This is a genomic window from Paenibacillus sp. 1SOY10 (assembly GCF_056836745.1).
Window position 1 is genome coordinate 116,960 of record NZ_JBXENK010000008.1, and the last position, 13,272, is coordinate 130,231.

Here is a 13,272-nt window from a genome sequence, read left to right on the forward strand (position 1 = left end):
TGCTTCCTGATCCTCCAAACGATTGAGGTGATGCGAGAGATGTTAGCAGAGGCAAAATTGGCGACGACCAAGCCGGACTTAGTCGGGACGCGTCGTTCACGAAGACGGAAGCAACGGCGTGAGAACTTGGCGGGTTTGTTCTTTATTTCCCCTTGGCTGATTGGATTTATGTTGCTCATGTTTTTCCCACTGGTCTTCTCCCTGGTGATCAGCTTTACGCAGTGGAATATGACGGGAAGTCCACAATATATCGGCATTGAAAATTATGTCCATATGTTTACGAACGACCCGTTTTATTTCAAGGCGATGGGGATCACGTTCAAATATGTGTTCCTGATGGTGCCACTTCAAGTGGTGTTCGCTATCGTGATTGCCGTATTGCTGAACCGAGCCACTTATGGAATCAAGTTTTTTAGAGCCATTTTTTATTTGCCATCCTTGATTCAGGGTGTGACTTTGGCTTTGATTTTCAGTTGGATGCTGAATGATGACTTTGGCCCGGTCAACTATATGCTTGAACAGGTTGGCTTGCCACGCGTACATTGGCTGACTGACCCGAACGTGGCTTTATATGCGCTGGTGTTCATTGCCCTTTGGGGCGTCGGTTCGCCGATGGTGCTATACCTGTCGGCATTGCGCTCGGTGTCTTCAGAATATTATGAAGCTGCGGATATCGACGGTGCAGGTCCGGTGCGCAAATTTTTTAATATTACGTTACCGCTGATTACGCCGACCATTTTATTTAACATATTGACCAGTCTGATTTCAGCCTTCCAGACCATCGTGCTGGCCTTCGTATTGACGGGCGGCGGACCGGCCAACTCGACTTACTTCTACTCTCTGCATGTCTACCGCAACGCATTTACTCATTTTAAGATGGGTTATGCTTCGGCGATGGCATGGGTCATGTTCATCCTGGTGGTCCTGCTGACCGGGCTGGTTCTGAAATCGTCCAAATACTGGGTTTACTACGAAGCGGACGGAGGTGGGCGATGATGCAGACGTCCATAGGCAAGAAGCGAATACACACGATCATATTTCAAATTCTGATTTGGCTGACAGCAGCGGCCTTCCTGTTCCCGATTGCCTGGATGTTGTCCACGGCGCTTAAGCTGCCGGAGGATATTTTTACGGCGAAGCCGCAGCTTCTGCCGGAATCATTCCAATGGAGCAACTTTATCAACGCGTGGAATGCCCAGCCATTTGGCCGGTTTTTGCTCAATACCCTGATTGTGGTGGGGGTGTCTACACCGTTTGCCATGCTGTCAGCCACGATGGTTGCCTTCGGGTTCGCGCGAATTAACTTTTGGGGCAGGAACTCGTTATTTTTGCTAGTCATCGGAACGATGGTCATTCCCTGGGATGTGACGGCGATTCCTCTTTATATCGAATATAACAAGCTGGGGCTGATTAATACGCTGTGGCCGATGATTTTGCCCGGAGCCTTTGGTTCCGCCTTCTTCATCTTCCTGGCCAGACAATTTATTATGGGTATCCCCAAGGACTTGGATGAGGCAGCGGAGATTGATGGATGCAACCGCTGGCACATCTATCAACGCATTATTTTACCTTTATGCCGACCGATTGTAGTAGTGATTGGCGTATTTCATTTTGTGTGGTGCTGGAATGAGTTTTTGACTCCGCTTATCTTCATTAACGACCAGAGCATGTACACCTTGCCACTTGGGATTAACCTGTTCAAGAACGCCTTTAATATCGAATACGAAAAGCTGATGGCCATCTCCTGCTTGTCGGTGCTCTTCCCGGCCACGCTGTTCTATTTTACACAGAACTTGATTCTGGGGGGCATTTCCCTGAGTGGGGTCAAAAAGTAAAATCAGCCGACTGACGGAGGGTGGAGGAGTCTGATGAACATACTGGAAAATGCAACATTCGCATTGGAATTTACTTCTCGCGGCGCGGTGAAGAGTTTTCGGTTCAAGGACGATCCCAGTGCCATGAACTGGGTTGTGGACCCGGAATATCTGCTCGAAGCCGGGTATTCTGACACGATCGATAAATTATTCGGGGAATGGAGTGCCGTGGTCGAGGGGAAGAGCATCAACAGCAGTGATTATATTCCAACCAGGATGCAGGCCAGTGAGAATGGCCTGACGGTTGGCTTCCATGCGGAAATGCTGGAGGTGGACTTGACCTATACCTTGGAGGAAGAGCGGCTGCGCTGGGGTATTACTTGTCGTAACGCACTGGACGTGCCCATCACCCTGGATGGTCTGCATATATGGTTCTCATTAGCCTATATCATGTTCCGAGACGAGAATGTACTGCGCAACATGCAGCAGTCCTGTGCGATATTTGCTCATACAGGCGGAGATTTTGCCAAGTTTGCTGCCATCCGGCGCAGCCATGAAGTCCCGCATTTGGGCATTTACGGGCAAGAAGGCACTACGGCCGCCTTTGGCTCCTTCTGCCGCTATGAGAACCGCTTCCTGGAGCAGGTGTCGCCTTCTTTGGATGGGGTTGTGTTTCATCGTTTGGGGTTGGTGGAGAACGGAGCCTCCATGCCAGAATTGGTGGCTACAGACTGGATTTATAAGGAGAATTACCATTCGGTGATGCTGGAGGCAGGGCAACAGCTCCGCTGGGAGTATGTGTTCACTGCCTGTCAGGGGAGAGAGGATTTCTACCGTAAGGCGCTGGAGCATGGCCACCCACGCTGGTCGTATACGCCGGTGTTGACGGAAGGCGGGCCATTCGAGGCGGAATTGGAGCTGCCGCTGGGGCAAAAGTTCAAATCCCTTCGTCTGGTTACGGCTGATGGGCCATCTGCTGGAGAACGGGGTCTGGCTGCGGAAGATATAACAAGACTTGTAACTAGGAATGAGCAACAGGCCGAAGGACCCTATCAAATACGATATCACCCGCATGATCCCGGGGAACGCAGGCTGGAATTAATCATGGAAGATGGACGTAGAGATATCTTGGTCTGGAACGTCCTGGAGCCGATTGATCAAATGCTGGAGAAGCGGGCAGAGTGGTTATGCCAGCAAAGTTATGATGAGACAGGGCAGGCGGGAAGGCCTCATGCCTTCTTGCCCCTATCCAATCAAGGAGAGTCTTTGGGCAAGCTTAACTTCCTGCTGATGAAGAACAAGCTGGCTGCTCCGGTGGCCGAACAGGTGCATAAGGCAGAGGCTTCGGCGGTGTTTGATCTGAGAAATCATTGGTTTGAAGACGGTGATTTCACCAGACCTCGGGCCTTATACGGCTCGTTCTACCGTATTTTTGACTTGGACTATATCGCCCATGTCTTCTACTTGCTCTCGCAAATGGAGGGGGCGCTCTTGAAGCTGAACTTACCCCAGACGTATTTGCAGTGGGCCGCCGAGGTGATGAGCATCCGGCTCGACCCGGCTTGTCATGCGGGGCAGCGGGAACAGGACGAAACGGGACTGAGTGGCGTGTTAATCCTTTACATCGATGATTTGCTGGCAGGTTTGGAGGCAGCGGGGATGGAAGGATGGTACGACAAGCTAAAGGGCCTTTGGGAGAGCTTTGGCGAACGATTGAGTCACGATACTCGTGAATTCGCCGGGGCTGTAACCGAGCATTTCTATGATAACGCTGGATTTGGCCCAACCTGCGAAACATTGCTGCATCTTGGGATGAGCGAAGAAGCCGAGAAATACGGGCAATTAATTCTGGCCAACATCGGCTTCAGCAACGATTATCGGGGGCAGAATCCGGATCGATGGTGGGAAGCGTTGTCCTACATGATCCATTCGTTATGGGGGGGATTAGTAGCGGCTTCCTCGCGGGTGGCTTACGAGCATCTGGGAAATCCGGAGTATCTTGAAGCCTCTTATCGGGCTACGATGGCGGTATTCAACGGTTATGATTGGAACGTCAGTTCCACCCCCAGGCGGCTGCAGCCGGGAGAGGCGGCTTCTACTTTTAGTGTAGTAGCTCCTAATCTGAATATGCCAATGTTGTCGCGGAACCGCTTCGGTCAGTCGGTGTTTCAGCATGCAGATGATCCACTTTTTGCCGCCCTGTTCTCCAGTGTAACCGGAGATGATTGGGACATGGGGGAAGAGCTTGTGGCTTACCTGCTCGGATTTGGAACGACTGCCTATGTGTACCGGTTAGCCTCCGGTAAGCTGAAGTGCATTAACGGATATTTGAGCGAGGAGCAGAGGGGGATTCGTATCACGAGCTATGCCGCTTATCCGCAAAAAATAGTTATGCTGGAAGAGGGACTTTCCCTGCAAGCTAAGCCTGGAAGACAGCTTCGGGAAGCCTGGTTGCAGGAGGGGGAGCTTCGGGAGGTAGAGCCGGGAGATTAGTTATGAACAGCGTGCAAGGAAAGGAGACGTGCTTGCGCAGTCTATCACAGAATGATGTCGTACAAAAAGCCGCAGAGAATTAGCTCTGCGGCTTCATGCAATAAGTGTATCCTTGTTTATACCAAATCGCAGGCATCGGCCGGCATCCAGTGGGCATCCTGACCTTCCCATTTGACATTGCAGCCAATAGGATTCGTTAAGGAGACGGAAATCGGCTTGCCAGAGACCAGCTCGGACAAAGCACGCTCAAGATCATTTGTTGTCATCTTGCTAACCTCACGAGGGTTATCTACCCCGCGGCCGGTATAGACCAGCTTACGCTCGGTATCAAATACATAGAAATGGGGTGTTCGTAAAGCGCCGTAGGCTTTAGCGGCCTCTTGTGACCGATCCCGCAAATAGACCCAAGGAAAACGTTGTTCCTCCATTCGCTTGACCATATGCTCAAAAGAATCATCCGGATGCGTAATTTCGCTATTGGCATTAATGCCAACAAAAGTAACACCATGCTCTTTAAACTTCTCGGCAGTCTGACGTGTGACTTCGTCAGAGCCAACGACGTAAGGACAATGATTACAGGTGAAGAACACGACAAGCACCGGAGATTCGGAGAAACTTTGTAAGGAATACGTCTGGCCATCCGTAGCCGGCAGCAGAAAGTCCGGCGCCTTGGATCCGATTTCCAACGTGAAACTCAAACTGATCACCTTCCCTATGAAATTTTGAAGCGCTTACTAGCATTGTACTCTATCAACCTTATTATCTCAATTTTTAATTTCCATTTTAAAGAGGGCTCAACCTTGCATGAATTTATTAAATCAAGGAAATCCATGAGGGGAAGCGATCGGAAGAATTCTACTAACCCGTAGTACCTCGGCGTACACATAACAAGCACTGATTTTGGTTTTGAGCCTAAAAGAGAGATTGGAAATTTTTTATAAAGGAGAGAAATAGAAAAAATTGTATTGTCTCTAACGTAAAAATAATGTAAAGTAACTTAACAAATAAACCAATTCATCCTTCGCGTTAGTATACCTCACACGCAAATTGACCTCAGTTCGATTATCTGTCACATATAGTGGAACTAATGTGATGCATGATATAGCCTCGAACAGCGAGATGATTTTACTCATTACTTTATCCAAATACAGCAAAGAAGCAAGAACACACAGTTGTCCATACTGAAAAGACATTTAGTTTATCCAAATCAAGCGTATAACTAGTAACTATTCGCTGATATAATATCGTTTTTTCTCTTTCTTTAGTGTATTGCAGCGAAGAAGATATAATGCACAATTGTCCACAACTGGTGGATGGTTTTGTCTATTTATTTTTGTGAAGAAAAGAGGCTGTGACATGATTCAACCCATTTTGCAAATTGAGGATTTGCACACACACTTTTTTACGGATCGAGGTGAAATCCCGGCGGTTGATGGTGTTAATTTGTATGTTAATCCCGGGGAAGTCTTGGGTGTCGTGGGCGAATCCGGTTGTGGGAAAAGCGTAACATCCCTGTCCATACTCAAGCTTATTCCGCAGCCGCCCGGGAGAATTACCGGAGGCTCAATCTTGTTCAAGGGGCAGGACATCGTTGCGATGAAGGAACGTGAAATGCGATCCATCCGTGGGAACTCCATTTCCATGATTTTTCAGGAACCTATGACTTCGTTGAACCCGTTGTTCACCGTGGGGCAGCAAATCGGAGAAACGGTTCGGCTACATCGCCAGTTCAGCAAGAAGGAAGCGCGGGAGCATACCATCGATATGTTGAGACGAGTTGGTATCGCGCGGCCAGAAGCTATCATCGACGAGTATCCGCATCAATTGTCCGGCGGCATGCGGCAGCGGGTCATGATTGCGATGGCGATCTCCTGTAGTCCCGAATTATTGATTGCCGACGAACCCACCACTGCACTGGATGTAACCATTCAGGCGCAGATTCTTGATTTGATTCGTCGTCTGAACGAAGAGAATGGTACGGCTGTCATGATGATTACCCATGATCTTGGCGTAGTTGCCGAGATGTGTCACCGGGTAGCGGTGATGTATGCAGGGAAAGTGGTGGAAGAAGGAAGTGTGCATGATATTTTTAAAAATCCACTGCACCCCTATACGCAAGGCTTGATTAAATCCGTGCCTCGTATGGATGAAGACCGCAGGCGTTTGTTCTCCATTCCCGGTAACGTGCCCATTTTGAACACGGAGCTAACGGGCTGTCGCTTTGCTGAACGGTGTGAGAACGTCATGCCGGTATGTCTGGAGAAGCTTCCTGAATTACAGGAATGCGAATCGGCGCATCATTGCCGATGCTGGCTTCATGAAACGCCACAGGAGGAAGTCGTATGAGTGAACCTTTATTGCAAGTCGAACATCTGAAGAAATATTACCCGATCGGGGGAGGATGGGGCAAGTCTCCGCAGTTGGTCAAAGCGGTGGATGATATCTCCTTCAACGTATACAAAGGGGAAACCTTTGGACTGGTAGGAGAAAGTGGCTGCGGCAAATCGACGACCGGCCGCTCTATCCTGCGACTGATTGAACCTAGCGGGGGAAAGGTGATCTTCGACGGGAAAGAGATTACCGCACTTTCCTCGGAAGAACTGAGACGCACGCGTAAGGACATGCAAATTGTGTTCCAGGACCCTTTCTCTTCTCTGGATCCACGTCATACTGTTCAGCGGATTCTGGAAGAGCCGCTGATTGTGCACGGAATGGGGAATGCGAAAGAACGCCAGGCCATGATCCAGCGGCTTATTGATGTGGTTGGGCTAACACAAAGTCATTTGCAACGTTATCCTCACCAATTCTCGGGAGGACAACGACAACGGATAGGAATAGCCAGAGCCCTGTCCTTGCAACCGAAGCTTATTGTGGCGGATGAGCCTGTCTCAGCGCTGGATGTGTCCATTCAATCTCAAGTCATTAACCTGCTCCAGGATTTGCAGGAAGAATTCGGATTAACCTATATCTTTATTGCGCATGACCTTAGCGTTGTGAAGCACATTTGTGACCGAGTTGCTGTCATGTATCTGGGCCGGATTGTGGAAATTGCTGACAAGCACAAATTGTATACTAAGCCGCAGCATCCCTACACTCAAGCGCTGTTATCAGCCGTGCCAGAGCCTGATCCAGACCGTAAGCCGGAGCGGATCATTCTGCAAGGGGAGGTTCCGAGCCCGGCTAACGCGCCCATCGGCTGCGCATTCCACACGCGATGTCCCCAAGCGATGGAAGTCTGCCACACGCACCGTCCCGAGTTAGCCGAGACGGACCAAGGGCATCTGACAGCCTGTCATTTATTCACAGAGATGCGTGCTGCCGGCCAGGCTCATCTAGCTTGATAACAACAGGGGCATAAACCATGGTTTATAGCTGGGCCTTAGGTCTGGCTTCTTATAAACACCTAAAAATAATCGTGATTCAGAAGGGAGCCACAAATATGAGAGTAAAGAGATGGAGTAGTGTCGTTTTAGTTATGATGCTTAGTGCCGCCGTTGCCCTTACGGGTTGCGGGAGCAGCAACAACGGTGCCGCTGGCACCAACGAGGGGAGCAATGGGGGAGAGAATACACCGCTAGTATCCGTTCAGGATACGTTAATCGTTGGCCGCGGCGGCGATTCTGCTTCGCTGGATGCTGCGATCGTCACCGATGGGGAGTCGCTCAAGATTGCGCACCAAGTCTATGACTCCTTGGTGGAGTATAAAGAAGGAACCACGGAGGTTCAAGCATCTCTTGCCGAAGATTGGGCGGTCTCCGACGACGGCTTGACGTACACGTTCAACCTGCGTCAGGGTGTGAAGTTCCATGACGGAACCGATTTTAATGCTGATGCCGTGGTGTTCAACTTCACTCGTTGGTCCGATCCTGCCAGTGAATACAAATTTGAAGGAGATTCATTTGATTACTATGATTCCATGTTTGGTCCGGATGGCAAACGCGTCATCAAAGAGGTCAAGGCTACGGATGCCAACACGGTAGAAATTACGCTGAATCAACCGCAAGCTCCATTCCTGCAGAACTTGGCTATGACTTCCTTTGGCATTGCCAGTCCGACGGCAATTCAAGAGAAGAAGGAGAACTTCAAGAATGAGCCTGTAGGAACCGGACCGTTCGTGTTCAAGGAGTGGAAGCGCAACGATTCCATCACCCTGGAGAAGAATGCCGACTATTGGAAGGAAGGACTTCCTAAGCTGAATAAAGTGATTGTCCGCTCTATTCCTGACAACTCTGCTCGCTTTAATGCCTTGCAAAGCGGTGAGATCGATTTAATGGAAGACTTAAGTCCGGATGATCTGGCCACGCTGGAAGCTAATCCGGAGTTGCAGAAGATTGAACGTCCTTCCAACAACGTGGGTTATGTTGGTTTCAACTTGAAGAAAGAACCATTTAATGATGTGAAGGTCAGACAAGCACTGAGCCATGCTGTAAATAAACAAGCCATTATTGATGCTTTCTTTGCAGGTCAAGCAGAGCCGGCCAAGAATCCTATGCCTCCGTCTCTGTGGGGTTATAACGACAGCATCACCGATTACGAATATGATTTGGAGAAAGCCAAGTCGTTGTTAGCTGATGCGGGTTACGCTGACGGCTTGCCAGGTGAGTACACCTTCTATGCCATGCCGGTACCCCGTCCTTACATGCCCGATGGTAAGAAGGTCGCTGAGGTAATCCAGGCTGACTTTGAGAAAATTGGCGTGAAAGTGAACATTGAATCTCCGGAATGGGCGACCTATCTGGATGATGCGCAAGCCGGGGAGAAGGATGATTTGTTCATGCTTGGGTGGACCGGTGACAATGGGGACCCGGACAACTTCTTGTATACGCTGCTGGACAAAGATGCTATTCCGTCCAATAACTACAGCTATTATGCCAATGATGAGTTGCATGAGTTGCTCGTTGCGGCACAAACCGAAACCGAGCAATCCAAGCGGGAAGAGCTTTACAAGCAAGCCCAGGAAATCATTAAGGTGGACGCACCTTGGATTCCACTCGTGCATACAACGCCGCTGCTGGCTGCTAAGGCCAACCTGAAAGGGTATGTTCCGGCACCAACGGGAACGGAGTATTACAGCAACATCCATTTTGAATAACAGGCGGTATTTTTACGCCTCTGGCAGGTGAGCCTCAGCTTGAAAGCTTATATTTTAAAACGATTATTCATCATGATCCCTGTCCTGATTGGTATGACAATCATCGTGTTTTCTATTATTCATGCGATTCCTGGTGACCCGGCCGAGACTATTTTGGGCCAGAAGGCCACGGAGCAGTCCAAGGAGGCGCTTCGTGAGCAATTGGGTCTGAATAACCCTTGGTATCAGCAATATTTCATGTATATGGGGGATTTGCTGAAGGGAGATTTGGGTCAATCCATCCGTACCAGAGTTCCGATTGCCCAGGAAATTACGCCTTATTTAGCAGCAACCGCGGAACTGACGATTGCGGCAATGGCCTTTGCTATCTTCTTTGGAGTAAATGCAGGTATCATCAGCGCATGGAAACAAAACTCCTGGTTTGATTACATCTCAATGCTGATCGCCCTGATTGGTGTATCGATGCCCATATTCTGGCTGGGGCTGATGGAACAGTGGATCTTCTCACTGAAGCTCCACTGGCTTCCCTCCATTGGCCGGATGAATCAGCGAGACCCAGTGGAGGCGATCACCAATCTGTATCTTATCGACAGTATGATTGCGGGCCGCTGGGATCAATTATGGACAGTAGTTCGCCATCTGATCTTACCGAGTGTAGCACTTGGCACTATTCCTATGGCGGTCATCGCCAGAATGACTCGCTCCAGTATGCTTGAGGTGATGAGTTCTGACTTCGTTCGTACCGCTAAAGCGAAGGGCTTGTCCCAATTCATCGTTGTTTATAAGCACGCACTTAAGAATGCATTTATTCCTGTATTAACGGTAATTGGATTGCAGACGGGTGCTCTGCTCGGTGGCGCAGTGTTGACGGAAACGATATTCGCCTGGCCTGGTGTCGGGAGATATATTTATGAAGCCATTAGCTCCCGGGATTATCCGGTCATCCAATCCGGGATTCTGATTATTGCCTTCTTGTTCGTATTTATTAATCTGATTGTGGATTTGCTGTATGCAGCAGTCGATCCACGTATTCGTTATCGCTAAAGGAGGGAAACCATGGCACAGGCTACGACGAGCACGAATAACGCCCCCGTAATTCAGGCGGAGAAGGTTTCCGGACCTTGGCACGATGCGTGGAGGGCTTTCCGCAAGAACAAAATCGCTATGGCCGGCTTGATCATGATTGTATTCTTTGTCTTGATCGCCTTGCTGGCTCCTGTCATTGCCCCTTATGACTATAAGGCCCAGGAGCTGGCTGATCGGCTGAAGCCTCCATCTTCCGAGCACTGGTTCGGCACGGATGATTTGGGTCGAGATTTATTTACCCGTGTGCTGTATGGGGCGCGCATTTCATTGTGGGTAGGTACGTTCTCGGTGGTGGGCTCCATCATTTTGGGGACATTACTTGGCATTTTAGCTGGATTCTATGGCAAATGGGTAGATATGATCATCTCCCGCATGTTTGATATTTTGTTGGCCTTCCCGAGCATCTTGCTGGCGATTGCCATTGTCGCCATTCTGGGTCCCTCCCTGCAAAATGCCTTGCTAGCCATCGCTATTGTCAACATTCCGACCTATGGGCGGCTAGTAAGGGCCAAGGTGCTTGGCTTGAAGAATGAGGAGTATATTACGGCGGCACGTTCCATCGGCATGAAGGATAGCGGCATCCTGCTTCGTCATATATTGCCGAATAGCTTGACCCCAATTATTGTGCAAGGGACGCTGGGAATTGCCACGGCAATTATTGAAGCGGCTGCTTTGGGATTTCTGGGGCTAGGCGCACAGCCGCCTGCTCCTGAATGGGGCAAAATGTTGTCCGACTCGCGGCAATTTATTGCTACGGCTCCGTGGACGGTTGTTTTCCCGGGGGTATCAATCATGTTGACGGTATTGGCTTTCAATCTGATGGGAGATGGCTTGCGCGATGCGTTGGACCCTCGAATGAAGAACTAGCAAAGTGGCTACATAAGACTGTCCGGGGTGGGTTCCCCCGGCAGTCTTTTTTCGTGTGATTAGAAGGACATGAACTAGTCTGTCAGTGATGTTAGTTAATATGACACATGCCGAAATTTCAGTTATAATCAAATACATAATAGAGCCATCAAACAGGATGGATGGGAGGCCGAGGTATGGCTAGAAAAGCAAGGAAGGTAAGCATCGTTGGTTCTGGTTTAGTAGGGACGGCCTGCGCTTATTCCATGATTAATCAATCGATCAGTGATGAGATTATGATGATTGACCGAACCTATGAACGAGCGGTTGCAAATGCGCTAGACCTTTCGCATTGCATGGATTTCACCTCAACCCGGACCAAGGTGTCGGCGGGGCGAATGGAGGATTGCAGTGACGTCGATGTGGTAGTGCTTACCGCAGGGGCAAATCCAAAGCCGGGACAAACCAGACTGGACGTACTGGAGGATGCGGAGAAGATCACGCGAGATATCGTACAACGCATTGTAGGGGGAGGTTTTCAGGGCGTATTCGTGATTGCGGCCAATCCGGTGGATATTGTCACACATATCGTACGTGATGTGTCAGGTTTTCCGCGTAATCGGGTCATAGGAACAGGGACCTCCATTGACTCTGCTCGATTAAAGACGTTGCTGTCCGAGGTGTTTGAGATTGACCCGCGTAGTGTGAATGGTTACGCGATGGGGGAGCATGGTGATTCTCAGTTTGTCGCCTGGTCACATGTTACCATCGGCGGGAAGCCATTATTGCATATCCTCGAGCAGCACAAGGAGCGGTTCGCGCATGTGAATCTGGATGATATCGCTCGCAAGACAAGGGATGCAGGCTGGGAGATATTTACCCGAAAAGGCAATACTCAATTCGGTATCGGGAATGCCTTGGCGTATATTGTACGCTCCATCCTCAATGACGATCATAAGATTATTGCTGTATCGGCGGTTCTCGAAGGGGAATACGGTCAGTCTGGCGTATGCGTAGGAGTACCGGCAATCATCGGAGAGGGCGGGATTGAGGAAGTGCTTGAGCTGCAACTATCTCCGGAGGAGCAGCTACTATTTGAGCGTTCCTGCGGGGTAATTCAATCGGCTATGGCAAGTCTGACGCATTAGGCCAGAAGCAAGAATATTTACTTTTAATGAAGGAGACGATTGTCAGTGAATTGGACGGAGATCTGCAAGAGTAAGGGCCTTGAAGCCATTCGCCAGGCGCTTACCGAAGGTGGGGATGTGAACTGGTGCGATTCCAGAGGGCGTACTCCGTTAATGCTACTAATAACGAATCGGGCACCTGTCCAGTCTGTAGAGCTGTTGATGAACCATGGTGCGGATTTGGAAATAGAAGATAAAATGAAAGAAACTGCATTGATTAAGGCCGTCAAGTTCAACCAACCCGAGATTATTGATAGGCTACTGGAAGCAGGAAGTCATCTGGATTCACCCCATGGCATTTTGGGAACAGCATGGCATGCAGCCCGCAAACGCAGCAAGCAGCTTGCCGACAAGCTGCTGAAGACAAAGGGAGCGCTCAGGTTGACCTTAACCGATGAGGAGCAAGAGACGGTTGACGCTATTATATATGAAGAATCTCTTGATAAGGTCTGCGGTCTGATCCAAGCCCTGGAATCTCCCGTATTGCTTCAGGCTGTGGTCGAGCAATACAATTGGGACGATGGTCCACAAGCTATGTTGACGGCATTCTCTAACCCTAACATTGCACCGATAACCTTAATGGATATGTACGAATTGCTGGATGGGGATTACTGGGTGGGGATAGAAGCTGAGGAATTGAGATATCCAGAGGATGCCGCTTGCCAAGAGTTGGCGTTGAAAATTCGCGAGCGGTTAGGGTCTCGGGGAACCAGTGGGTGCCTATTATAGTTTTCTAAAAAAGGAAGGGACCTCT

General features: G+C 49.6%; 11 protein-coding genes. 10 read left to right on the top strand and 1 reads right to left on the bottom strand.

Features of this window, described 5'->3' with window-relative positions; genetic code table 11:
* Nucleotides 1–39: 39 nt before the first annotated feature.
* Genes AC1VOR_RS17690 through AC1VOR_RS17700 form a run of 3 tightly spaced genes read left to right on the top strand, consistent with a single transcriptional unit; the run spans nucleotide 40 to nucleotide 4,307 of the window.
* Entirely contained in the window at nucleotides 40–996 is a 957-nt protein-coding gene (locus AC1VOR_RS17690; RefSeq protein WP_482619701.1) for a carbohydrate ABC transporter permease, read from the top strand.
* A complete protein-coding gene (locus AC1VOR_RS17695) occupies nucleotides 993–1,835 on the top strand; it encodes a carbohydrate ABC transporter permease (protein ID WP_482619702.1) in 843 nt (280 codons plus the stop codon). The genes AC1VOR_RS17690 and AC1VOR_RS17695 overlap by 4 nt, the downstream gene beginning before the upstream one ends.
* Before the next feature lie 33 nt (nucleotides 1,836–1,868).
* A complete protein-coding gene (locus AC1VOR_RS17700) occupies nucleotides 1,869–4,307 on the top strand; it encodes a hypothetical protein (RefSeq protein ID WP_482619703.1) in 2,439 nt (812 codons plus the stop codon).
* Nucleotides 4,308–4,423: 116 nt separating this feature from the next.
* Here the strand turns inward: AC1VOR_RS17700 and AC1VOR_RS17705 are convergent, their stop codons facing one another.
* Entirely contained in the window at nucleotides 4,424–5,005 is a 582-nt protein-coding gene (locus tag AC1VOR_RS17705) for a thioredoxin family protein (RefSeq protein ID WP_482619705.1), read from the bottom strand.
* A gap of 658 nt (nucleotides 5,006–5,663) precedes the next feature.
* Between AC1VOR_RS17705 and AC1VOR_RS17710 the strand changes: the two genes are divergently transcribed.
* From AC1VOR_RS17710 to AC1VOR_RS17740, 7 genes are all read left to right on the top strand, one after another.
* The gene (locus tag AC1VOR_RS17710) at nucleotides 5,664–6,653 is read left to right on the top strand and encodes an ABC transporter ATP-binding protein (RefSeq protein ID WP_482619707.1); all 990 of its coding nucleotides are present in this window, start codon (nucleotides 5,664–5,666) and stop codon (nucleotides 6,651–6,653) included.
* Complete coding sequence (locus AC1VOR_RS17715) at nucleotides 6,650–7,648, top strand: ABC transporter ATP-binding protein (RefSeq protein ID WP_482619709.1); 999 nt, start codon at nucleotides 6,650–6,652, stop codon at nucleotides 7,646–7,648. The genes AC1VOR_RS17710 and AC1VOR_RS17715 overlap by 4 nt, the downstream gene beginning before the upstream one ends.
* A 98-nt stretch (nucleotides 7,649–7,746) precedes the next feature.
* Nucleotides 7,747–9,399 carry an ABC transporter substrate-binding protein gene (locus AC1VOR_RS17720; protein ID WP_482619710.1) on the top strand — a complete coding sequence of 551 codons (1,653 nt, stop codon included), beginning with the start codon at nucleotides 7,747–7,749 and terminating at the stop codon, nucleotides 9,397–9,399.
* A 39-nt stretch (nucleotides 9,400–9,438) separates the two neighbouring features.
* Entirely contained in the window at nucleotides 9,439–10,443 is a 1,005-nt protein-coding gene (locus tag AC1VOR_RS17725; protein WP_482619712.1) for an ABC transporter permease, read from the top strand.
* A gap of 12 nt (nucleotides 10,444–10,455) precedes the next feature.
* Complete coding sequence (nikC, locus tag AC1VOR_RS17730) at nucleotides 10,456–11,352, top strand: nickel transporter permease (protein ID WP_482619714.1); 897 nt, start codon at nucleotides 10,456–10,458, stop codon at nucleotides 11,350–11,352.
* A 176-nt stretch (nucleotides 11,353–11,528) separates the two neighbouring features.
* Complete coding sequence (locus tag AC1VOR_RS17735) at nucleotides 11,529–12,479, top strand: L-lactate dehydrogenase (RefSeq protein WP_482619716.1); 951 nt, start codon at nucleotides 11,529–11,531, stop codon at nucleotides 12,477–12,479.
* A 45-nt stretch (nucleotides 12,480–12,524) separates the two neighbouring features.
* The gene (locus tag AC1VOR_RS17740) at nucleotides 12,525–13,247 is read left to right on the top strand and encodes a DUF4274 domain-containing protein (RefSeq protein ID WP_482619717.1); all 723 of its coding nucleotides are present in this window, start codon (nucleotides 12,525–12,527) and stop codon (nucleotides 13,245–13,247) included.
* The last annotated feature ends 25 nt before the right edge of the window (nucleotides 13,248–13,272 follow it).

Bases quoted from the DNA above. Each gene is read 5' to 3' on its own strand.
- AC1VOR_RS17720 (WP_482619710.1), top strand. From the start codon at position 7,747: ATGAGAGTAAAGAGATGGAGTAGTGTCGTTTTAGTTATGATGCTTAGT.
- AC1VOR_RS17700 (WP_482619703.1), top strand. From the start codon at position 1,869: ATGAACATACTGGAAAATGCAACATTCGCATTGGAATTTACTTCTCGC.
- AC1VOR_RS17735 (WP_482619716.1), top strand. From the start codon at position 11,529: ATGGCTAGAAAAGCAAGGAAGGTAAGCATCGTTGGTTCTGGTTTAGTA.
- AC1VOR_RS17710 (WP_482619707.1), top strand. From the start codon at position 5,664: ATGATTCAACCCATTTTGCAAATTGAGGATTTGCACACACACTTTTTT.
- AC1VOR_RS17695 (WP_482619702.1), top strand. From the start codon at position 993: ATGATGCAGACGTCCATAGGCAAGAAGCGAATACACACGATCATATTT.
- AC1VOR_RS17715 (WP_482619709.1), top strand. From the start codon at position 6,650: ATGAGTGAACCTTTATTGCAAGTCGAACATCTGAAGAAATATTACCCG.
- nikC (WP_482619714.1), top strand. From the start codon at position 10,456: ATGGCACAGGCTACGACGAGCACGAATAACGCCCCCGTAATTCAGGCG.
- AC1VOR_RS17690 (WP_482619701.1), top strand. From the start codon at position 40: ATGTTAGCAGAGGCAAAATTGGCGACGACCAAGCCGGACTTAGTCGGG.